20 protein-coding genes are annotated in these 20,349 nt (G+C 68.7%); 8 read left to right on the forward strand and 12 right to left on the reverse strand.

Annotation, left to right across the window (positions count from 1 at the left end):
• Positions 1-75: 75 nt before the first annotated feature.
• A complete protein-coding gene (locus tag M5E06_RS10085; protein WP_252138049.1) occupies positions 76-726 on the reverse strand; it encodes a DedA family protein in 651 nt (216 codons plus the stop codon).
• A 135-nt stretch (positions 727-861) separates the two neighbouring features.
• Between M5E06_RS10085 and M5E06_RS10090 the strand changes: the two genes are divergently transcribed.
• The 3 genes from M5E06_RS10090 (at position 862) to M5E06_RS10100 (ending at position 2,377) form a co-directional block, all read left to right on the forward strand.
• Positions 862-1,533, forward strand: coding sequence for an NnrU family protein (locus M5E06_RS10090; RefSeq protein ID WP_252138050.1), 672 nt, complete (start codon positions 862-864; stop codon positions 1,531-1,533).
• Positions 1,534-1,644: 111 nt separating this feature from the next.
• The gene (locus M5E06_RS10095) at positions 1,645-2,079 is read left to right on the forward strand and encodes a CBS domain-containing protein (protein WP_252138051.1); all 435 of its coding nucleotides are present in this window, start codon (positions 1,645-1,647) and stop codon (positions 2,077-2,079) included.
• Between the two features lie 31 nt (positions 2,080-2,110).
• Positions 2,111-2,377, forward strand: coding sequence for a DUF2934 domain-containing protein (locus M5E06_RS10100; RefSeq protein WP_109154475.1), 267 nt, complete (start codon positions 2,111-2,113; stop codon positions 2,375-2,377).
• A 27-nt stretch (positions 2,378-2,404) separates the two neighbouring features.
• On the opposite strand, the gene M5E06_RS10105 is transcribed toward M5E06_RS10100, so the two are convergent.
• The 3 genes from M5E06_RS10105 to M5E06_RS10115 form a co-directional block, all read right to left on the reverse strand.
• The gene (locus tag M5E06_RS10105; protein WP_252138052.1) at positions 2,405-3,223 is read right to left on the reverse strand and encodes a cold-shock protein; all 819 of its coding nucleotides are present in this window, start codon (positions 3,221-3,223) and stop codon (positions 2,405-2,407) included.
• A gap of 172 nt (positions 3,224-3,395) precedes the next feature.
• On the reverse strand, positions 3,396-3,626 hold the full coding sequence (locus M5E06_RS10110) for a hypothetical protein (protein WP_252138053.1): 231 nt from the start codon (positions 3,624-3,626) through the stop codon (positions 3,396-3,398).
• Between the two features lie 38 nt (positions 3,627-3,664).
• Complete coding sequence (locus tag M5E06_RS10115; protein ID WP_252138054.1) at positions 3,665-4,246, reverse strand: hypothetical protein; 582 nt, start codon at positions 4,244-4,246, stop codon at positions 3,665-3,667.
• Between the two features lie 204 nt (positions 4,247-4,450).
• On the opposite strand from M5E06_RS10115, the gene M5E06_RS10120 reads away from it, so the two are divergent.
• Positions 4,451-5,398, forward strand: coding sequence for a DMT family transporter (locus M5E06_RS10120; protein WP_252138055.1), 948 nt, complete (start codon positions 4,451-4,453; stop codon positions 5,396-5,398).
• Positions 5,399-5,407: 9 nt separating this feature from the next.
• Here the strand turns inward: M5E06_RS10120 and M5E06_RS10125 are convergent, their stop codons facing one another.
• The 7 genes from M5E06_RS10125 to M5E06_RS10155 form a co-directional block, all read right to left on the reverse strand.
• Entirely contained in the window at positions 5,408-7,939 is a 2,532-nt protein-coding gene (locus M5E06_RS10125) for a hybrid sensor histidine kinase/response regulator (protein WP_252138056.1), read from the reverse strand.
• A 155-nt stretch (positions 7,940-8,094) separates the two neighbouring features.
• Complete coding sequence (gene maiA / locus M5E06_RS10130; RefSeq protein WP_252138057.1) at positions 8,095-8,745, reverse strand: maleylacetoacetate isomerase; 651 nt, start codon at positions 8,743-8,745, stop codon at positions 8,095-8,097.
• A 183-nt stretch (positions 8,746-8,928) separates the two neighbouring features.
• Positions 8,929-9,633 carry an ABC transporter ATP-binding protein gene (locus M5E06_RS10135; RefSeq protein ID WP_109048004.1) on the reverse strand — a complete coding sequence of 235 codons (705 nt, stop codon included), beginning with the start codon at positions 9,631-9,633 and terminating at the stop codon, positions 8,929-8,931.
• A 14-nt stretch (positions 9,634-9,647) separates the two neighbouring features.
• The gene (locus M5E06_RS10140; protein ID WP_252138058.1) at positions 9,648-10,472 is read right to left on the reverse strand and encodes an ABC transporter ATP-binding protein; all 825 of its coding nucleotides are present in this window, start codon (positions 10,470-10,472) and stop codon (positions 9,648-9,650) included.
• Positions 10,469-11,416 carry a branched-chain amino acid ABC transporter permease gene (locus tag M5E06_RS10145; protein WP_252138059.1) on the reverse strand — a complete coding sequence of 316 codons (948 nt, stop codon included), beginning with the start codon at positions 11,414-11,416 and terminating at the stop codon, positions 10,469-10,471. Before M5E06_RS10145 ends, M5E06_RS10140 begins: the two co-directional genes overlap by 4 nt.
• A 14-nt stretch (positions 11,417-11,430) precedes the next feature.
• Positions 11,431-12,306: a branched-chain amino acid ABC transporter permease gene (locus tag M5E06_RS10150; protein WP_252138060.1), complete on the reverse strand. Its 876-nt coding sequence runs from the start codon at positions 12,304-12,306 to the stop codon at positions 11,431-11,433.
• 163 nt (positions 12,307-12,469) lie between these two features.
• Positions 12,470-13,636 carry an ABC transporter substrate-binding protein gene (locus tag M5E06_RS10155; RefSeq protein WP_109154485.1) on the reverse strand — a complete coding sequence of 389 codons (1,167 nt, stop codon included), beginning with the start codon at positions 13,634-13,636 and terminating at the stop codon, positions 12,470-12,472.
• A gap of 437 nt (positions 13,637-14,073) precedes the next feature.
• On the opposite strand from M5E06_RS10155, the gene paaX reads away from it, so the two are divergent.
• From paaX to M5E06_RS10175, 4 genes are all read left to right on the forward strand, one after another.
• Positions 14,074-15,018, forward strand: a complete 945-nt coding sequence (paaX, locus tag M5E06_RS10160; protein ID WP_252138061.1) for a phenylacetic acid degradation operon negative regulatory protein PaaX — start codon at positions 14,074-14,076, stop codon at positions 15,016-15,018.
• 129 nt (positions 15,019-15,147) lie between these two features.
• A complete protein-coding gene (locus M5E06_RS10165; protein ID WP_252138062.1) occupies positions 15,148-15,633 on the forward strand; it encodes a BLUF domain-containing protein in 486 nt (161 codons plus the stop codon).
• Between the two features lie 248 nt (positions 15,634-15,881).
• Complete coding sequence (locus M5E06_RS10170) at positions 15,882-16,910, forward strand: hypothetical protein (RefSeq protein ID WP_252138063.1); 1,029 nt, start codon at positions 15,882-15,884, stop codon at positions 16,908-16,910.
• Between the two features lie 179 nt (positions 16,911-17,089).
• Positions 17,090-18,142, forward strand: coding sequence for a 2Fe-2S iron-sulfur cluster-binding protein (locus M5E06_RS10175; protein ID WP_252138064.1), 1,053 nt, complete (start codon positions 17,090-17,092; stop codon positions 18,140-18,142).
• 16 nt (positions 18,143-18,158) lie between these two features.
• Here M5E06_RS10175 and M5E06_RS10180 read toward each other — a convergent pair whose 3' ends face one another.
• Positions 18,159-20,237: a methyl-accepting chemotaxis protein gene (locus M5E06_RS10180; protein ID WP_252138065.1), complete on the reverse strand. Its 2,079-nt coding sequence runs from the start codon at positions 20,235-20,237 to the stop codon at positions 18,159-18,161.
• Between the last annotated feature and the right edge of the window lie 112 nt (positions 20,238-20,349).

Below are 20,349 nucleotides of genomic sequence, written 5' to 3' on the forward strand. Positions count from 1 at the left end.
TCCTTCTGGTCCATGTCCTTTCGGGGATGTCTCGCGCCTCAAACGCGCAAGGCGGGGTGAAGGTTCCGCATAAACTCAGCCGCCGCCGCGCGAAACGCCGCTCTCCGCCGCCCGGCGCCCCTCCCGACGATTCTCGCGGCGATGGCGGACCAGCCGCAGCACATAGGTCCCCAGCAGGACGATGAACAGCACCAGCGTCGCCGGCACCATCCAGTCGGCGATCCAGGGGAAGCCCACCCGCACCAGATAGCCGGTGGCGGCCAGCACCAGCGACCACAGCGCCGCCCCGGCGGCGGCATAGAGCAGGAACACCCCCATTGGCAGCCCGCAGGCCCCGGCGGGAACGGAGATCAGCGTGCGCAGCCCCGGCAGCGGCTGGCACAGCAGAACGGCGAGGCCGCCGCGCCGGGCGAACCATTCGGTGGCGCGGTGGACCTGCTCCGGCTTCACCGTCAGCCAATGGCCATGGCGGCGCAGGAAGGCCTCGAACCGCTCGCGCCCCATCCAGTGCGCCGGCAGATACCACACCAGCTCCCCGACGGCGGATCCCGCCCCGGCGGCCAGCGCCACCAGCAGCAGGTTGAACTCCCCCGTCGCGGCACCCATGCCGGCCAGCGGGATCACCGTCTCCGCCGGCACCGGCGGCAGCACGCGGGCCAGGATCAGCATCAGGAAGATGCCGAGATAGCCGAACTGCTGCACGATCTGGATGATCCACTCGGTCATTGTGTCCACAAGGGTCGGGGGATGAGCCGCTTCTCCACCTGTGAACCGCGCGAGCCTTGCGGTCGTTCCCCATTTCCCGTCTTCTTGACTCCAATCAAGGCGAGTGCCGTTCGTCCACGGTTTAGTGTCTCCATCATGACCGCATCCCTCACCCTCGCCGCCGCCCTGCTGTTCCTCAGCCATGCCCTGCCGTCCTGGCCGGGGGTGCGGCCCACCCTGATCGCTCGGCTCGGCCGCGGCGGTTTCGCGACGATCCATTCCGTCGGCTCTCTGGTGACGCTGGCCCTGTTCGTGCTGGCCTACCGTGCCGCCGACGGCGGGGAGGTGGTGTTCACCCCCTTCGACTGGGCGGCTCCGCTGGTCGCCGTGGTGATGCCGATCGTCTTCCTGCTGCTGGTCGCCCGCGTCACCACCCGCTTCGGCAGCCAGGGCGAGCCCAACCCGCCGCGCGGCGTCTACCGCCTGACCCGCGCGCCGGGCAGCCTGGCGCTGCTGCTGTGGGCGCTGGCCCATCTGAACGCCACCGGGGACGGGCGCCGCGTGCTGCTGTTCGGCACCATGGCGGCCATCGCCCTGTTCGCGCTGGTGAAGAACGAGGTCGTGCTGCGCCGCAGCCCCGGCGGCCGCGCCTTCCGGGCGGAGACCTCGCTGCTGCCGCTGGCGGGGCCGCAGGGCTGGCGCGGGGCATTGCGCGGACTGGCGGAGATGGGACCGGCGCGGCTGGCCGGCGGGCTTGCCGCCTATGGGGGCATGCTGATGCTGCACCCCCTGCTCTTCGGGGTGGATCCACTCTACTGGATAGGTTGAGCGGGACGGCGGACCGGCGCATCTGTTGAGGACGGGACAGGAGTACCGCGCCCCGGCGCCACTGTGCCCGACGACACCGTGCCCTCCGCCACTGTTCCAGGAAGCTCCCGCATGAAAATCCGCGAGATCATGACCCGCGACGTGCAGACGGTACGGCCCGACGACAGCATCCGCCGGGCCGCGCAATTGATGGACCAGTTGAACGTCGGCATCCTTCCCGTCTGCGACGGGCGGGATCTGATCGGCGTGCTGACCGACCGCGACATCACCGTCCGGGCGATTTCCGCCGGGAAGCAGCCCGACCGCTGCAAGGTGTCGGAGGTGATGACCGCCAACCCGCGCTATTGCTACGAGGACGACCCGGTCGGCAGCGTGACCGAACTGATGGCCGGCCAGCAGGTCCGGCGGGTGCCGGTGGTGGACCGCAACGACCGGCTGACCGGCATCGTCTCGCTGGGCGACCTTGCCACCGATGCCAAGAACGACCGCGCGGTTCAGGACGCGCTGGAACGGATTTCCTCCCCCTCCCAGCCGGACCGGACCTGACCAGCCCCTTCAGCAACTGGAGCCGACCATCATGGAACACACTCTGGGTCCCAACGACCCGCGGGTCCGTGAACGGGCCTATCAGCTTTGGGAACAGGAAGGGCGGCCCGACCACCGCCATCTCGACCATTGGGCGCAGGCCGCGCGCGAGATCGAGGAGGAGGACCGCCGCAACTCCGGCGGCCCCCATGTCAACAGCCCGGAAGCCGGGCTGGCGGTCCCGGATGACGTCGCCGCCCGCAACCAGCGCGAAGCGGCGGCGCATCTGGGCCAGTCCTCGGTGCCGTCGGACAGCTGACGGCCGGCATTGAAGCGGGAGAAGCGGTCACTCGATCTTGAGGCTGACCGCTTCCATCCCCTTTTCGCCCTGGCGGACGGTCATGCGTACGCGCTGCCCGTCGTCCAGGCCGCGCAGGCCGGCGCTTTCCAGCGCACGGGCGGGAATGAAGACGTCGCGACCGCCGTCGTCGGGCTGCGCGAAGCCATAGCCCTTGCCGCCGTTGAACCACTTCACGGTCGCGCCCACCTCGCTGGTCGGGCCGCTGGCCTGCGGCCGGCGCGGGCCCCGGTCCTGGCCCCGGTCTTGGAAGCCGCGATCCTGACCACGATCCTGGAAGCCCCGATCCGGCCCACGGCCTTGGAAGCCGCCGCGGTCGCCGCCCCGGTCACCGAAGTTGCGGTCGCCGAAGTTGCGCTCACGCGGACCGCCGGCATCGCGGCGCGCCCCAAATCCGCGATCACTGGGCCCACGATCACCGGGCCCACGATCGCCAAACCCGCGATTCCCACGGTCGCCGAAGCTGCGCTCACCACCCCGGTCGCCGCCCCGATCACCAAAGCCACGCTCACGCGCCTGCGGGCGGGCGGGAGCGGCGGTGGAAAGGTCGACGGAATGCAGGACGCTGACCTGCTGGCCCTTGCGGTCCTCGACGATGTCGACGACGACGGTGGCGCCGTCCGGCAGGGTGGTGTGGCCGGCGGGCACGACGAGCGAGGCCGGCAGCAAGGCGTCCTTGCCGCTGTCGCCGACCTTGACGAAGCCGTAGCCGCGTTCGGGGTTGAACCATTTCACGGTGGCCGTCACCTGGGTGGCGACGACGTTGGGCTGGCGATAGACGTGGCTGCGGGGCGGCTGATTGTGCATGGGAAACCCGAACTCCGGCAAACAGAAGCGGCGCCCTTGCCAGCCCATCTATGGACCGGTGGACGCCAACCCCTGACAAATCGCCCGTCCGGGCGCTCTTGGCAAGTCGGGACCGCTCCGAATAGGCCGGACGGGCCATGAAATCACACAAGTGACGCCATATGGGCTGGCCTCAGCCCATCAGTCGGTCCATCAACTGGTCCGGGGCCAACTGGTCTGAGGCCAACTGGTCCGGGGCCAGACGGTCGGGTGCCGGCGGCGGCTCACGCGGCGGAACGGGGATCGGCCCCGGCGGCTCCCCCAGCGGCGGGCGCGACGGATCGCCCGGCACCGGCATCGGCTCGTCGGGCACGGACGGCTCGCGCGGCGGTGCCGGCGGAAAGGGTCCAAGACTGAAGGTCATGCATCGCTCCTCGACACTGTTCAGGGCAACCGGCTCCGTCAGCCGCCATGGCCGCCGGGGGCGGTCCGCGACAGGCGGCGGGCGTCGTTCAGGCTGTTCATGCAGCGGGTCTCGTCACCGTCGCGGGCGGCGCTGCGGGCGGCGGTCACCAGCGATTCCAGCTGGGCATTCCGCGCCGCCTGCCCCATCAGCCCGTCGCCCCCGCCGGAACCACCCGGACCGCTGTCCGGCGTGGCGCGCGAATTGGCCTGCGGACTGACCGAGGGAGCGGTCGGCATGTTGCTGCCGATGGCCGGCGGTTCGATCACCGCCTGATCGCCGACGGCGGGCGGCGCCACCATGCCACCGGACTGCGCCAGCTCTCCGCTGCTGACGCCCGACCCCTGCTCGTCGCGCGGCGAGGAGCCGGACAGGCCGGGCGCGGCGGTGCCGGGAACAGCGACCGGCGGCGGTTCGGTCGACAGGCCCTGGTCGGCGGCGAACTGCTCCACCATCGCGGCGCAGCCCGCGGGGGCCGCTCCTCCCGTCTGGGCCGCCGCCGGCTGGATGGTGAGAACCCCGGCCGTCAAGACGAGGGCGACGGGGGCGACGGTGCCAAGCCTCATGAAATCTGTCCGCATGGATCGCGTGCTCCTCGGATCGGCTATGCCACAAGAGGCGTGTTCCGACCGAATCAACGGCAGGGGGAGGGGCGCGGTTCCGGCGGACGGACGGAAGATCGGCCCGGCCATGCATCTTGCTCATTTCGCGGGCAGCGTGCGGCGGCTGTAGAGTGCTGGTCCTCCTGCTCCCCCATCTCCAAACATACGGTCCGTATTTCCATCATGATCGCCAACATGGCCGCGCTGGGCGCGGCGCTGTGCTGGGCCGCGGGCGGCCTGATCGCTATCGGACCGGTGCGGGTGCTCGGCTCCATCGCCTTCAACCGCGTGCGGCTGACCATCGTCGCCACCGCGCTGCTGATCGCCACGACGCTGATGGGCGGCTGGCAGACGCTGGATACGGGATCGGCGCTGACGCTGGCTCTGTCGGGTCTGCTGGGGATCGTGGTGGGAGACATGGCGCTGTTCTGGTCGCTCAGCCGGCTGGGACCGCGCCGCAACGTGGTGATCTACGCCGCCAACGCGCCGCTGACCGCCCTGCTCGCCTATGCCCTGCTGGGAGAGGCGCTGGGACCCTGGACCGTCCTGGGCGTGGCGCTGGTCACGCTGGGGGTGATGCTGGCGGTGGCTCTGCGCTCCGGCTCCACCCACAGCTGGGAGGCGATCCAGGGCAGCCTGCTGGCCGGCGTGTCGGTCTGCCTGCTGGCGGCGGTCGGGCAGGCCGCCGGCTCGATCATCGCCAAGCCGGTGATGGCGGCGGGCGCCGACCCGATCGCCTCGGCCGCGGTGCGGGTCACCACGGCGGCGCTGATGTTCACGGCGATCGGCGCCCTGTCGGCGATCCGCGGCGGCGGTGCGGCGGCAGGCGGCGGGGTGTCCGGCGGAATGTTCGGTGGGATGCTGGGCGGCCTGCTGTTGCCGCGCGGGCTGACGCCGAAGCTGATGCTGCAGATCGCCGGCAACGGGCTGCTGGGCGTCGGGCTGGGGATGACGCTGCTGCTGGTCGGGCTGGCCCACGGCAATGCCGGGGTGGTCGCCACCTTGTCGGCCCTCAGCCCCGTCCTGATCCTTCCGATGATGTGGCTGCTGACGGGCCAGCGCCCGGCGCTGGGCGCCTGGGCCGGCGCCGCGGTCGCCGTGGCCGGAGTCGCCCTGATCGTCAACCGGTAAAGAAAAGCCTCAGCGCGCCGTCTCCACCGCCACGCCCAAGTTGGGCAGCGCCGCCTGAAGCGCGGCGGAGGCGCGGTTGACGGCGTCGCGCAGTTCGGCCTTGAGCATCGGCGCGTCCGGCCGATCCTGCTCGCAGGCATGCTGCAGCTTGCGGGCGATGCGCGACAGGTCCAGCAAGCCGACATTGCCGGCCAGCGACACCATGGCATGCGCATCGGCCGCCGCGGCCTTCCCCGCCGCCGCCTCGCTGATGCGATCGGCGCGCAGGGCCAGCTCGGCCAGCGTTCCGTTGACGAAGCGGGGCAGCACCTCGGCGCCCAGCGTTTGGGCCAGCGTGTCCAGGGTCGCGAGGTTCAGCACCGGCGAACTGTCGGAAACCGGAGCCACTCCGGCCAGCACGGCCGCGTCGTCCCGGGCGTCCTCCGCCCCGGCGTCGAGCCAGCGGTCGACCGCCGACAGCAGGGTGTCGCGCTCGATCGGTTTGGTCACATGGTCGTTCATGCCGACATCCAGGCAAAGCTGCAGCTGATCGCTCAACGCATTGGCGGTCAGCGCGATGATGGGCACGGCACCCTGCCGTCCGCCAAGCTGACGGATCGCCGCGGTCGCCTGCAAGCCGTCCATGCGTGGCATCTGCATGTCCATCAGGACAAGGTCGAACTCGCCCTTGCGCATCGCCTCGACCGCCAGGACGCCGTCCTCCACCACCTCGACCGTATGGCCGGCCTTGCAGAGGATGGAGGAGGTGACGATCTGGTTCATCGGCACGTCTTCGGCCAGCAGGATGCGGGCGCAACGCGTCGCCGCGGCCTCCCGGCGTTCGGCGGCCAGCCCCGGTGCGGCGGCGACCGGCAGCGGCAGTTCGAACCAGAAGGTGCTGCCGACGCCCGGACTGCTTTGTACGCCGATCCGCCCGCCCATCAGCTCCGACAGCTGTTTCGAAATGATGAGGCCGAGCCCGGTGCCGCCATAGCGCCGGGTGGTGGACCGGTCGCCCTGGCTGAAACGCTGGAACAGGTTGGCCTGTTCGGCCGACGCGATGCCGGGGCCGGTGTCGCTGACGGAGAAGCGCAGCAGGACCGGAGCCCCCTCGCCATCGTCCGCCGACAGCAGCCCGGCCGACACCAGAACCGACCCGCGCTCGGTGAACTTCACCGCGTTGCCGACGAGGTTCAGCAATATCTGACGGATGCGCGCCTCGTCGCCATGGACGAAACGCGGCACGGTGCCGCCCAGCGACAACTGCAGCAGCAGCCCCTTCTGCGAGGCGGCGTTGCTCATCAGGTCGCGGCAGTCGCGCAGCAGCCGGTGCAGGTCGAAGGCGCGCTCCTCCAGCTCCAGCTTGCCGGCCTCGATCTTCGAGTAATCCAGGATGTCGCCGATGATTGCCAGCAGCCCGCGCCCGGCCTCGCGCTGGAGCGCCACATACTGGCGCTGTTCGGCCGACAGGTCGGTGCCCAGCAGCAGGTCGGCGAAGCCGATGACGCCGTTCAGCGGCGTGCGGATCTCGTGGCTCATCGAGGCCAGGAACTCCGACTTCACGCGGTTGGCCGCCTCCGCCTCGGCGCGGGCGGCGGACAGCTCCTCCTCATAGCGCTTGCGCTCGGTCACGTCGCGGACGACGCCGACCACCACGAACTCGCCGTCGGCCCCCACCGTCGGGCGCATGCTGGATTCGACCCACAGGTAATGGCCGTCGCGGTGGCGCAGCCGATGGGTGAAGGTGACGGGAGGCGATCCCGCCTTCATACTGGCGAAGGCCGTCGCGGCGCTTTCCACATCGTCGGGGTGCAGCAGGGTGGCGGGCGCGCGGCCGACGACCTCCGCCGGATCATGGCCCAGGATGTCGCGCACCGATGGCGACAGGTAGGGCACCGCCCCGTCCGCCTTCATCTCCAGGATCATGTCGGTGGCGTTGTCGGCCAGCAGGCGGTAACGCGCCTCGCTCTCCCCCAGCCGCCGTTCGGCGTCGTGCTGGCGCTGTTCGCGCAACAGCAGACCGCCCAGGAACAGGGTACCGAACGGAACGATGGCCAGCAGCGGCGGTGCGGTGCGCTGTCCCACCTGCAGCGCCAGTTCCAGGTTCGGCAGCAGCAGCAGGGTCAGCAGCGACACCAGCGTCAGCAGCAGGCCGAAACCCAGCAACGACACGGCGCCGAGGAGCACGCCACGCCGCTTCACCCACATCGCGAAGCCGACACCGGTCAGGAAGGACAACAGCGCGTTGGCGACGCCGGCCTCCATCCCCACCCCGCCCAGGAAGATGCGGTAGCCGGCGACCGTGGCGGCGGTGATGGCGGCGGACAGCGGGCCGCCGAACAGGGCGCTGAGCCCGACCAGCGGCGTGCGCCCGTCGATGAAGATGCCCGGCCCGACATGGATGGGATGGACCATGGAGAACAGGGCGGTCAGCGCCATCACCGCGCCGAAGACGATCTGGCGGGTGTTCAGCCTCCAGCCGTCGGAGCGGCGGATCAGGAAGGTGTAGGCGAGGACGACGAAGGCGCTTGCCGCAATGTTCTCGGCAAGGTCGTACGCCATCGAAGAAAAGTTGCCCAACATCGTCCGGCCGCCGTCCCCACCCGAATTCCGGCTAGCTCTATACCACGGAAGGGTGTCGCGAAACCGCTAACACCAACGGGCGTGGATGTGATCTGCCGGGGACAAAAGGCGGACCTAAGTCTCGCGTGGGGGGATCAGGCCTCCGCGTCGGGCTGGCGGGCGGGTGCGGCGGCGGCGAAGGCCGGCAGCGCACGGCAGGCCCCGTCGATGCGCAGCAGGGTGGGATAGCCGTCCAATGGGCAATCGAGCCGGCGGGCGTTCGCCATCTGCGGCACCAGCAGGATGTCGGCCAGTCCGGGTTCGTCGCCATGGCAGAAGCGCCCGGTGCGCGGATCGGTCGCGAGCTGCGCCTCCAGCGCGGTCAGCCCGATGGCGATCCAGTGCCGGTACCAGCCGTCGACCTCCTCCTGGCTGTGGCCCATCGTCTTCAGATGGTTCAGCACCCGCAGATTGTTCAGCGGATGGACGTCGCAGGCCACCGCCAGCGCCAAGGCCCGCACCCGCGCCCGGCCCAGCGCATCGGCCGGCAGCAGCGCCGGGGTGGGATGCGTCTCGTCCAGATACTCGATGATGGCGAGCGACTGGGTCAGCACATGGTGCCCGTCCGGCCCGTCGACCTCCAGCGCCGGCACCAGAAGCTCCGGGTTGAGGTCGGCATAGGGCGGCTTGGCCTGCTCGCCCCGGCGCAGATGGACGAAGGCCTGCTCCGGCGCCAGCCCCTTCAAGTTCAGGGCGATGCGCACGCGATAGGCGGCGGAGGAACGGAAGTAAGTGTGGAGTTTCACGGGTGTGTGTCCGCTAGGTTGATGCTGCGCTTTGCCCCCTCCCCATCCCTCCCCCGCTCCGCGGGAGAGGGGGCAGGACGCTTGGCGGCGTGAGTTCAATCGCGAAGCAGCGGCAGTCCCCTCTCCCTCGAAGAGGGGGAGGGTTAGGGAGGGGGCATTCGCCAGCCGACACTTTACCAACCCTCACAGCCCCAGATAAGCCTGCCGCACCCGCTCGTTGCTCAACAGCGCGGCGCCGCTGTCGCTCAGCACGATCTCGCCGGTCTCGATCACGTAGCCGCGGTCGGCGATGGCGAGTGCCGCGTGGGCGTTCTGCTCCACCAGCAGGATGGTCGTCCCCTCCCGCTTCAGCCGCTGCACGGCGTCGAAGATCTCCGCCACCAGCAGAGGCGCCAGACCCATGCTGGGCTCGTCGAGCAGCAGCAGGCGCGGCTTCGCCATCAGCGCGCGGCCCAACGCCACGATCTGCTGCTGGCCGCCCGACAGGGTGCCGGCGGGCTGGTCGCGCTTGACCTTCAGCACCGGGAACATCTCGTACAGCCGGTCGATGTCGTCGTCCGGCTTGCCGCTGCCGCGGCGGTAGGCGCCGAGGCGGAGATTGTCCTCCACGCTCTGCGGACCGAACAGCTGCCGGCCCTCCGGCACCTGCACCACCCCTTCGGCGACGCGGCGCGACGCCTTCATCCGGGTGATGTCGCAGCCGTCGAAGGTGATGCGCCCGCTGCTGGCGGGGTGGACGCCGGACAGGGTGCGCAGCAGCGTCGTCTTGCCGGCGCCGTTGGCGCCGACCAGCGCCACCAGCTCGCCCTCCCGCACGGTCAGGCTGGCCGATTTCAGCGCGTGGATGCGGCCGTAATGGCTGTTGAGTCCCTCGATCTCCAGAAGCATGCTCCGCGCCTCCCTCACGGTGCCGCGCCGAGATAGGCGGCGATGACGTCCGCGTTGGCCGCCACCTCCTGCGGCGTGCCCTCGGCCAGCATGCGGCCCTGATTCAGGGCGGTGATCCGGTGAGAGATTCCCATCACCATCTTCATGTCGTGTTCCACCAGGATGATGGTGACGCCGGACGCCGCGACGGTCTTGATGACCTCGTCGATCTCGCGGCTTTCGGTGGCGTTCAGGCCGGCCGCCGGCTCGTCCAGCAGAAGCAGCTTCGGCTCCGACGCCAGCGCGCGGGCGATCTCCAGCCGTTTCAGCGCGCCGTAGGGCATCGCCGCCGCGTCGGCGTCGATGTATTTCTCCAGCCCGACCTCGGTCATCAACTGCGCCGCCCGGTCCTTCGCCTCGCGGTCCTTGCGCACCAGCGACGGAAAGCGGAACAGCGCCGGCAGAAGCCGCGTGTTCAGGTGCAGGTGCCGCCCCACCATGACGTTCTCCAGCGCCGTCATGTTGAAGAAGATCTGCAGGTTCTGGAAGGTGCGCGACATGCCGCGGGCGGCCAGCTTGTAGGGCGCCATGCCCGACACGTCGGCCCCGTCGAACAGCACCCGGCCGCCCGACGGCTTGTAGACGCCGGTCACCAGATTGAACAGCGTGGTCTTGCCCGCGCCGTTCGGCCCGATGATCGAATGGATGTCGCCGGCCGCAATGGTGAAGCTCAGATCGCCGATGGCGAGCACGCCGCCGAACTCGCGGCTGAGATGCTCCACCTTCAGGATCGGCGGGCCGACGCGGCGGGCCTGCGACGTGGTATCGGGGGAAAGATCGGTGGTCGCCAGCATCTTCATACCCGCCTCCGCGCCGGGAGCAGCGCCGCCAGGGTGGGGAGAAGGCCCTTGGGCATGAACACCATCGTCGCCATCAGGATGCCGCCCAGCACGATCTGCTGGTAGTCCTGGAAGACCGTCAGCGCCTGCGGCAGCAGCGTCAGCACCACGGCACCGACGACGGCGCCGAAGGTCGACGCCATGCCGCCGAACACCACCATGGTCACCAGCTCGATCGACTTGAAGAAGTCGGCCTTGGCCGGGGTGATCAGGCCGGCGTAATGGGCGAACAGGCTGCCGGCCACGCTGGCGAACACCGCCGACACCACGAAGACCAGCACCTTGAAGCGGGCGGTGTCGACGCCGACCACCTCGGCCGCCACCTCCGACCCGTGGACGGCGCGCAGCGCCCGGCCCATCGGGCTGTCGATCAGGTTCAAGGACAGCCAGACCACGCCGACCAGCAGCACGCCGACCACCCAGTACCAGACCTTTTCGCCATACAGCTCAAAGCCGAAGATCCTGAACGGCTCCACCATCATGCCGTCGGGACCGCCGGTCAGGCCGCTTTCGGTGCGCAGCACGATCGACACGATGATGCCGATGCCGAGCGTCGCCATGGCGAGGTAATGGCCCTTCAGCCGCAGGATCGGCTTGGCGACCAGGAAGGCCAGCAGCCCGACCACCACGGCGCCGGTCAGCAGCGCCAGGATCGGCGGCCAGCCATAGACGCCGACCAGCACGCCCGAGGCATAGGCGCCGATGCCGAAGAAGCCGGCATGGCCGAGGCTGATCTGCCCGGCATAGCCGATCAGCAGGTTCAGCCCGACGCAGAGCACGGCGTTGAAGCCGGCCAGGATGGCGATGTCGAGATAGAAGTTGTTGGGCAGGAAGGCCGGCAGGACCGCGATCACCGCGCCCAGTGCCAGCAGGCCGGTCAGCCGCCCGTGAAGGAGTGCGTTCATCGGTTCTACTGTCCTTACACCCGTTCGGTGCCGCGCTTGCCGAACAGCCCGTTCGGCATGAAGAGAAGGACGGCCAGGATGATGACGAAGGCCACCGCATCCTTGTAGGCCGAGGAGATGTAGCCGGCGCCCAGCGCCTCCGCGACGCCGACGATCAGCCCGCCGGCCACCGCACCCGGCCCATGGCCGAGACCACCCAGAACCGCGGCGGTGAAGCCCTTCAGCCCCAGCATGATCCCCATCTCGGTGTAGGAGAAGGTGATGGGGGCGACCACCGCCCCGCCGACGGCGCCCAGCGCAGCCGACAGCGCGAAGGAGGCCAGCACCACCCGCTTCACGTCGATGCCGACCAGCTGTGCAGCCAGCCGGTTGTGCGAGGTGGCGAGGATCGCCTTGCCGGTCAGGGTCCGGTTGAAGAACAGGCCGATGGCGACGATCAGCACTGCGGCGGTGCCCACCACCCACAGCGACTGCGGCTGCATCGAGGCGCCGAGGAACTGGATCGGCGTCTCGCCGGAAAAGGCGTCCAGCCGCTTGAAGTCCTTGCCCCAGACCAGTTCAGCCACGCCGCGCAGGAAGATCGAGGCGCCGATGGTGATGATGATGAGGGTGACGGTCGAGGCGTTGCGCGCCCGTTCGACCGCGAATTTCGCCACTGCCACGCCAACCAGCATGGCGCCGCCGCAGCCGATCAGGATCGCCAGCGGCAGCGGCACACCCGACGCCGTCAGGGTGGCCGACGCCATGCCGCCGATCATGATGAACTCGCCCTGGGCGAAGTTGATGACGTGACTTGCGTTGTAGATGATCGAAAAGCCGAGCCCCGCCAGCGCATAGATCGCGCCGATGGTCAGCCCCGACAGCATGTATTGCAGCAGTTCCGCGAACATCGTTGGGTTTCCGCTTCGCAGGCCCCCTCCCCCGCCCTCCCCCGCTTTGCGGGAGAGGGTGCCTCACGGGAAAGCGGCGGCAGTCCCCTCCACCGCTGAAAAGCGGGGGAGGGTTAGGGAGGGGGCATCGTGGCGTTAGTTAAGAAAGGGCGGGAATCCTCCCTCACTTCACCAGCGACCAGTCGCCCTGCTTGACCTCCACCATGTGGAAGGCGTCCAGCGTAAGGCCCATGTGGTCCTTCGGGCTCATGGTCACGGTGCCGCCGGTGCCGACATAGCCCTTGGTCTGCTCGATGGCGTCGCGCATCTTGGCCTTGTCGGTGCCGCCGGCGCGCTTCACCGCGTCCAGCGCGATCATCAGACCGTCATAGGCATGACCAGCGAAGGTCGAGACTTCCGAGTTGAAGCTGTCTTCATAGACCTTGGTGAACTCGGTCACGACCTTCTTCTGCGGGTCGCTGTCGGGCAGCTGGGCGGCGACGACCAGACCGGCGGCCGGCAGGCGGACACCCTCGGCGGCACCGCCGGCCAGACGGATGTATTCCTTCGACGCAACGCCGTGCGACTGGTAGAGCGGCAGCGAGATGCCGAGCTGGCGGTAGTTCTTGGTGACCACTGCCGGACCCTGGCCCAGGCCGAACACCAGGACCGCCTGGGCGGCCGCGGCGTTCTTGATCTTGGTCAGCTGGGCGGTGACGTCGGTGTCCTTGGCGCCATAGGTCTCGTCGGCGACCAGTTCGATCCCGCGCTCCTTGGCGACGGCGACGGTCTGCTCGCGGCCCGACTTGCCAAAGCCGGAGTCCTCGGACAGCAGGGCCAGCTTGGTCAGGCCGCGCTTCTTCATGTCTTCCATCACCTTTTCCGCGGCCATGCGGTCGGTGTGGGGGGTCTTGAACACCCACTTCTTCACCGGCTCCACGATCACCACCGCGCCGGCCAGCGAGATGAAGGGCACGCCGGCACGCTCCACCAGCGGCACCGCCGCCATGGTCGCCGCCGTCGTGGTGCCGCCGACGATCACGTCGACGCCGTCGCTCTCGATCAGGCGCTTGGTGAAGGAGGCCGCCTTGTCAGCGGCGCCGCCATCGTCATAGACGGTCAGCTGCACCTGACGGCCATCGACGCCGCCCGCCTTGTTGATGCGGTCGGCATACAGCTCCAGCACCTTCTTCTCCGGATCGCCGAGGAAGGAGGCCGGACCGGTGGCCGAGATGATGGCGCCGACCTTGATCGGGTCCGCGGCCTGTGCCGCCCCGGACAGCAGGCCGGATGCCGCCGTCATGGCGGTCATGGCGGTGAAGGCGATGGTGGCAAGCAAACTTTTGCGCATGATGTCCTCCCGATTGCTGCCCCCCTTTGCACGAGGGACCGGACGGCGGCCCGGTCCCCGTGCTGAGGGACGATTTGTTTCACATAATGTTTCAAACGAAATGATTTCGAAAGACCAATTTCAGTTCCCGCAACCACAATCGAAATACGGATGTTGCGGCCTCCTTCCCCTCCCCTTTGCGATCCTTCCCGCTTCTGGCCGGCAGATCGTCATTTCGTTTTATGACACAAAATTACTTTGAGACGCCAACCTAGTGTATCACGTTATTGATTGTCAAACGGAAAGTCCGGATTGCCTCCTATCGGCCGCCCGCCAGTTCATCCACGCTGTCGGGGCACTGGCCCAACCGGCATCAGGTTTCGTATACAATTCCATCGCGCCGCCTCACTCCGGTCCATCCGCATCACAAGCCGTATCGATAAGGACACCCCACCCGCATGGCCCGCCCGCGCCGCCCCGAAGACCTTGCCGCCCAGTTGACCGAAGCGATCGCGCCGCGCGCGAAGTCGCTGATCATCACCGTCTATGGCGACGCGGTGCTGCCGCATGGCGGGTCGCTGTGGCTGGGCAGCCTGATCGAGCTGATGGGGCTGTTCGGCATGAGCGAACGGATCGTCCGCACCTCGGTCTTCCGTCTGTGCAAGGACGACTGGCTGACCAACACCCAGATCGGCCGCCGCAGCTTCTATCGCGTCACCGACAGCGGGAAGGAGCGCTTCGCCGCGGCGGAACGGCGGATCTACGCGCCGCTGGCCCGCGAGTGGGACCGCGGATGGGACCTGCTGATGGTGCCGCCCAACGCGCTGGACGCCGAGACGCGCGACGCTTTGCGGCGGGAACTGACCTGGCAGGGCTTCGGCACCGCGTCGGCCACCGTCTACGCCCATCCCAACTGCGACGAGGCGGCGATGCACCGCTCGCTGGCCGAGTTGGGGGTCGCCGACAAGATCGTCCACATGAAGGCCAGCCTGGACCGGACGGAAGGGTTCGGCGCGCTGCGCGATCTGGTGCGCGGCTGCTGGGACATCGACCAACTCGAACACGACTATGCGGCGTTCCTGGATCACTTCCGTCCGGTCTGGGCGGCGATCGACGCCGCCGAGGCGCCGGACCCCGCCGCCTGCTTCGTTCTGCGCACGCTGATGATCCATGATTTCCGCCGCATCCTGCTGCGCGACCCGATGCTGCCGCCCGACCTGCTGCCGGCGGACTGGCCGGGCCAGGAATCGCGGATGCTGACCCGCAACCTCTACCGCCGCCTCGCCGGCCCGTCGGAATCCTTCCTGATGCAGGCGGCGACCACCGCCAACGGACCGCTGCCCGATGCCCAGCCCGCCTTCCACGGCCGGTTCGGTGGGTTGGAGACCATACCGGCGGGTTGACCAGCGATCTGCGACAAAGGGTGCCCGTGGAAGCCGCTCCTTCGGCCTAAAGTTCATACATAAAATGCAAGACATCGCGGTAAGCTGGGATCGCAGCCGTCCGATCCAACCGTTCCCGGGACACCGCCCATGCTGACCATCGTCTACCGCAGCGAGGCCGTCGACCGGCTGCCCTACAGCGCCCTTGCCGACATCTGCCTGTTCAGCGCCCGCAAGAACCGCGAGTTGGGCATCACCGGTTTCCTGGTGGAGTTCGAGGGCATCTTCCTGCAGGTGCTGGAAGGCGAACCGGATGTGGTGGAGACGCTTTTCGCCCACATCGCCGCCGACACGCGCCACAGCAATGTCGAGCTGCTGCTGCGCGAAGCCACGGTCGGGCAGCCCAATTTCGGCTTCTGGGCGATGAATTTCGGCCCGCTCGACACCCCGACCTTCTGGCAGGCGGTGTTCGGCTCCCCCGTGCGGACCGAGGAGTTCCGCCGTCGGTCGCACGATGCCGATTTCGCGCTGGACGTCCTGGCGCGGGCCTACATGCACGCCTGCATCGCCGCCGACGTCGATGCCGCGACACGCGATCTGGTGCGCGGCAACATCCCCTGTTTCGAAGCCGCCTGACCCCGGCGGGGTCCAGCCTTTCGATACCACACGATCGGATAAACTCCGTTTTGCGAACGAATTGATCTGGATCAATTCGGCGCACTCGCAAGCATTCTGTTTTCAAATCAAGAGGTTGGCGGATTTTCCAGGCCGGCTTAAGTGATACAGATGCCGTTGATGGCTGAAAAATTCTGTGTCATATAAAGACCACAGGGCGCCAGTGGTAATGTGAGCGCCCGCGGAATGCCCCCGGAGGAAACGCCCCCATGTCCAAGGACTACACCCCCATCGCCAACACGATGGAGCTCCCCCCCGCCACGCCGCAGCCGAACGTCTATCCGCTGTCCTGGGTGTCGCAGACCAAGAAGCTGGAAGAGGTCTATGCCGCTGCCCAGCGCGAGAACTGGGACCCGGCCAAGCTGCCCTGGGACAGCTTCGACGTGTCGCGCTACAGCTGGGAGGAGCGGGAGGCCATCGCCTATTGGTGGACCATCCTGTCGGTGTTCGACGCCTCCGCGCCGCCGGTGTTCGCCCATGCCCTGATCAAGACCTACGAGGTGCATGAGGAGGACCCTGTCCGCCGCTGCTTCTTCTCCGTCACCCGCGACGAGCAGAACCACGAGCAGATGTGCGGTCTGGCGATCACCAAGCTGCTGGAGGCCACCAGCCCGCTGACCTACGAGCCGAAGACCGACCTCGGCCGCCGGCTGCAGAAGAACGCGCACTGGCTGTACTACAACGGCGGGCGCTATTGGGACGGCTACAAGAAGGCGGTTCCGAAATACTCGCTGGCCGTTCTGTTCAGCTCCTTCCTGATGGGCGAGATCGCGGCGGCGACCATCTTCCACCAGATGGCGGCCGGTTGCAGCGAGCCGGTGTTCAAGGAGGCCTTCCGCAACATCGGCCGCGACGAGGGCCGCCACATGGCGATCTGCATGTCGGTGATGGAGCGCGACTATCCCCATCTGGCGGTGGAGGACCGGTCGATCATCACCAAGCAGATCCGCGCCGGCTACCTGTTCCTGTCCGCCGTCCTGTTCGAGCCGCCGCCCCAGTTCTGGGACCTGCCCGAAGACTTCATCGCCACCCAGCGCGAGGCCGAGGCCATCGCCCGCAACGCCGGTTTCCACATCCCGGATTACGAGGCGAAGAAGGAGAACTGGCGCAACGCCATGCTGAATCTGAAGGGTGTGCTGGACCGCTACAACATCCCGTTCCCGGCGATCCCGGAGGTCGGCATCACCGGCGAGGAAGTCCGGGACGTCGACATGGACGAAATCATCCCGGTGTTCTGAGGCACGTCCTCGCGGCCCCCTCCCTCCCACGGCTACGCCGCGGGCCCCTCCCTCCCCCGCTTTCAGCGGGAGAGGGAAGAGCTTGCGAGGCGGCGGCAGTCCCCTCTCCCTCGAAGAGGGGGAGGGTTAGGGAGGGGGCATCACGTCTCCGCTCTTCCCCCCGCCCAAGGATCCCCCCGGTGAGCCGCATCCGCCTCCACCCCTCGGGCCGCACGGTCGAGTGCCGTGACGGCGAGACCGTCCTGTCGGCGCTGGAACAGGCCGGCTACGCCCTGCCCAACAACTGCCGCGCCGGCGCCTGCGGCGAATGCAAGGTCAAGGTCCTCAGCGGCCAGTTCGACCAGGGCATGGTTCTGGACATGGCGCTGTCCCAGTCCGAGCGGAAGGACGGCTATGGCCTGATGTGCATGGCCAAGCCGATCTCCGACGAACTGGTGATCGAATACGGCACCGCCGACGCCCAGCCCAAGCTGTTCCCGCCGCGCGAGAACGTGCTGTTCATCGTCACCGACCGCATCCCGCGCACGCCCCGCATCGTGGAACTGCGCCTGCGCCCGCTGGGTCAGCCGCTGCGCTACTGGCCGGGCCAGTATGTGATGTTGGGCGACGCATCGGCCGGCGCACCGCCGCGCTGCTATTCCATCGCCAACGCGCCCCGTCCGGACGGCGAGATCGTGCTGCAGGTGACCCGGGTCGATGGCGGCCCGACCAGCGGCTGGATCCACGACACGCTGACCGTCGGCAGCATGGTGAAGCTGTCCGGACCCTACGGCACGTTCATCGGCGACCCGTCGGTGGACAGTCCGGTGCTGTGCATGGCTGCCGGCTCCGGCCTCGCCCCCATCCTGGCGCTGACCGACGCGGCGCTGCGCCGCGGCTACCGCCCGCCGGTGACGCTGCTGTTCTCCGCCTGCACCCAGGCCGACGTGTACGAGTTGGGGCTGCTCAGCTACTGGCAGGCCAAATACCGCAACTTCAAGGTCAAGGTGACCCTGACGCGCGAGGATGCACCCAATCATCTGAAGGGCCGCATCCCCACCATCCTGCCGGACATGTTCCCCGATCTGTCCGGCCACGCCATCTTCACCGCCGGCAGCCCCGCCTTCGTCGAATCCTGCATCGCCGCCGCCCGTGCGCTCGGCGCCAGGGACGATCAGATCCACAGCGAAGGCTACGTCTCGCAGCACATCCCGGAGACGCTGCCTGCCGACCGGCTGATGGCGGTCGGCTGAGACGGACGGGCCGGCCTCACGCCCTGTGGACGCCGGCGATGAAGCCGTCGATCTCGCGGCTCAGGTCCTTCGACTGGCCGGCAAGCGCGGCGGCGGCGGCGAGAAGCTGATCGGCCGCCGCCCCGGTCTCCCCGGCACCGGCCCGGATGTCACCCATGCCGCCGCTGACCTCCTGCGCCCCGTCGGCGGCCTGGATCACGCTGCGGGCGATCTCCTGGGTCGCCGCCGCCTGCTGGTCCACCGCCGCGGCGATGCCGGACGCGATGCGGCTGACCTGGGCGATGGTTTCGCTGATGCCCTGGACGGCGGTGACCGCCTCCTGCGTGGCGTCGCGGATGCCCTTGATCTGGCCGACAATGTCCTCGGTCGCCTTGGCGGTCTGGTTCGCGAGGTTCTTGACCTCCGAAGCCACCACGGCGAATCCCTTGCCCGCCTCCCCCGCGCGCGCCGCTTCGATGGTGGCGTTCAGCGCCAGCAGGTTGGTCTGGCCGGCGATGGAGTTGATGAGTTCCACCACGGCACCGATCCGCTCGGCGCTTTCCGCCAGCACGACGACGGCCTCGTCGGCCCGTCGGACGTCGGTCACCGCCGCGTCGGCGATGCGGGCGGATTCCCCGACCTGCCGGCCGATGTCCTGAACGGAAGCCGACAGTTCCTCCGTCGCGGCGGCGGCGGTCTGCACATTCTCCGCGGCGGCGCGGGCGGAAGCCGCCACCTGCTCCGACCGGCCCAGGCTCTGGTCGGCGATGCCGGTCAGGCCACGCGCGGTCGATTCCAGCTGCTGGGCGGCCGACGCCAGCGCGCCGGTCAGTCCGCCGACCCGTTCCTCGAAGCCTTTCTGCAGATCGGCGAGCGCCGCGGCGCGGGCCTCCTTGGCCTGCCAGTCGGCCTTCTGCTGGCGGTCCAGTTCGCGGGCGCGGACCAAGCCCTCCTTGAACACCTCGACCGCGCGGGCCATGCCGCCGGCCTCGTCGTCGCGGTCGGCACCGGGCACCGACGTTTCCAGATCGCCGGCGGCCAGCCGGGTCATCGCCCCGGTCAGCGACGCCACCGGACGGGCGATGCCGTCACCGACCTTCCACGCCACCAGACAGCCGAGCGCGACGCAGCCCAGGCTGACCAGCACGGTCAGCAGGGTCAGCCGGTTGGCGTCGGCCATCACGCTGGACTGCGGCGCCGCCACCATGAAGGACCAGACGCCGTCGGCGCCGGCGAAACGGATCGGCGCCAGCCGCAGATAATGCGGCGCGCCGTTCAGCTGCACGATCCCGTCGAAGGCCCGCCCTTCGGCCACGGCCCGGCGGGCGGCTTCCGGCAGATCGTCGTCGGGCTTGGACAGCCGGGCGCCGTCGGGGTGGGCGACATAAAGACCGGAGCCGGTCAGCACCGCGGCATAACCGTCGTCATAAGGTTTCACCGCGCGCACCAGATCGGTCAGGCCGGTCAGCGCCATATCGACGCCGGCCACGCCGATGACGCGCCCGTCCTTGCCATCCATCACCGGGGCGGCGGCGCTGGTCATCAGCCGCTTGGTGAAATCGTCGAGATAGGGTTCGGTCAGCACCGCTTTCCGCGCGGTGGCCGCCGCCTTGTAATACTCCTTCTCCTGCACGTCGGAGAAGGGATAGCCTTCGCTATCGTCGGCCTGGACCCCTTTGTCCCCCGGCAGCCACAGCAGGCTCATCCGCCCGGTCTTCGGCAGCCCGAGGATCTCGGTCGTCCGGTCGTGGGCGGCGATTTCCCGGTCGCGTCCGTCGAATCCGTCGTCGGCCATGTCCACCCACACACCGGCATAGAGCGGATTGGCTTCCGCCGTCCGGCGCAGATAGCGGTTCACCGTTTCGCGCCGCGGGCTTCCGGTAGAGCGCTCCACCTCCACCAGCGCCGCGGTGGCGCGGGCAGCGTTCAGGGCGGTGGACAAATCGGCGGCCACCCGGGCGCCGTGGCGGTCGGCCGTCTCGGCGGCCAGCAGCACGGCCGCATTGTGCGCGGCGTCGCGCGTCAGAACCAGCGACACCGCCGTAACCGCCACCGCCCCCACCGCCAGCACGGCGGCCACACCGATGATGATCTTCGTCCTGAAATTGGCCTTCATCGCGACACCGTTGTCCGGTCCGCCCAAAAATCCGGGATGAACGGAAAGGCGGCACCACATGGGGAACAGGGGGCCACCTTATATTCGATAATAACCGGCTGACATGCCGGTT

The organism is Azospirillum sp. A1-3, assembly GCF_023806445.1.
Classification (GTDB): Bacteria; Pseudomonadota; Alphaproteobacteria; order Azospirillales; family Azospirillaceae; genus Azospirillum.

What these genes read in the sequence shown, in the direction of transcription:
- M5E06_RS10085 (WP_252138049.1), bottom strand. Translation starts at nt 726, where the DNA reads ATGACCGAGTGGATCATCCAGATCGTGCAGCAGTTCGGCTATCTCGGC.
- M5E06_RS10090 (WP_252138050.1), top strand. Translation starts at nt 862, where the DNA reads ATGACCGCATCCCTCACCCTCGCCGCCGCCCTGCTGTTCCTCAGCCAT.
- M5E06_RS10095 (WP_252138051.1), top strand. Translation starts at nt 1,645, where the DNA reads ATGAAAATCCGCGAGATCATGACCCGCGACGTGCAGACGGTACGGCCC.
- M5E06_RS10100 (WP_109154475.1), top strand. Translation starts at nt 2,111, where the DNA reads ATGGAACACACTCTGGGTCCCAACGACCCGCGGGTCCGTGAACGGGCC.
- M5E06_RS10105 (WP_252138052.1), bottom strand. Translation starts at nt 3,223, where the DNA reads ATGCACAATCAGCCGCCCCGCAGCCACGTCTATCGCCAGCCCAACGTC.
- M5E06_RS10110 (WP_252138053.1), bottom strand. Translation starts at nt 3,626, where the DNA reads ATGACCTTCAGTCTTGGACCCTTTCCGCCGGCACCGCCGCGCGAGCCG.
- M5E06_RS10115 (WP_252138054.1), bottom strand. Translation starts at nt 4,246, where the DNA reads ATGCGGACAGATTTCATGAGGCTTGGCACCGTCGCCCCCGTCGCCCTC.
- M5E06_RS10120 (WP_252138055.1), top strand. Translation starts at nt 4,451, where the DNA reads ATGATCGCCAACATGGCCGCGCTGGGCGCGGCGCTGTGCTGGGCCGCG.
- M5E06_RS10125 (WP_252138056.1), bottom strand. Translation starts at nt 7,939, where the DNA reads ATGGCGTACGACCTTGCCGAGAACATTGCGGCAAGCGCCTTCGTCGTC.
- M5E06_RS10135 (WP_109048004.1), bottom strand. Translation starts at nt 9,633, where the DNA reads ATGCTTCTGGAGATCGAGGGACTCAACAGCCATTACGGCCGCATCCAC.
- M5E06_RS10140 (WP_252138058.1), bottom strand. Translation starts at nt 10,472, where the DNA reads ATGAAGATGCTGGCGACCACCGATCTTTCCCCCGATACCACGTCGCAG.
- M5E06_RS10145 (WP_252138059.1), bottom strand. Translation starts at nt 11,416, where the DNA reads ATGAACGCACTCCTTCACGGGCGGCTGACCGGCCTGCTGGCACTGGGC.
- M5E06_RS10150 (WP_252138060.1), bottom strand. Translation starts at nt 12,306, where the DNA reads ATGTTCGCGGAACTGCTGCAATACATGCTGTCGGGGCTGACCATCGGC.
- M5E06_RS10155 (WP_109154485.1), bottom strand. Translation starts at nt 13,636, where the DNA reads ATGCGCAAAAGTTTGCTTGCCACCATCGCCTTCACCGCCATGACCGCC.
- paaX (WP_252138061.1), top strand. Translation starts at nt 14,074, where the DNA reads ATGGCCCGCCCGCGCCGCCCCGAAGACCTTGCCGCCCAGTTGACCGAA.
- M5E06_RS10165 (WP_252138062.1), top strand. Translation starts at nt 15,148, where the DNA reads ATGCTGACCATCGTCTACCGCAGCGAGGCCGTCGACCGGCTGCCCTAC.
- M5E06_RS10170 (WP_252138063.1), top strand. Translation starts at nt 15,882, where the DNA reads ATGTCCAAGGACTACACCCCCATCGCCAACACGATGGAGCTCCCCCCC.
- M5E06_RS10180 (WP_252138065.1), bottom strand. Translation starts at nt 20,237, where the DNA reads ATGAAGGCCAATTTCAGGACGAAGATCATCATCGGTGTGGCCGCCGTG.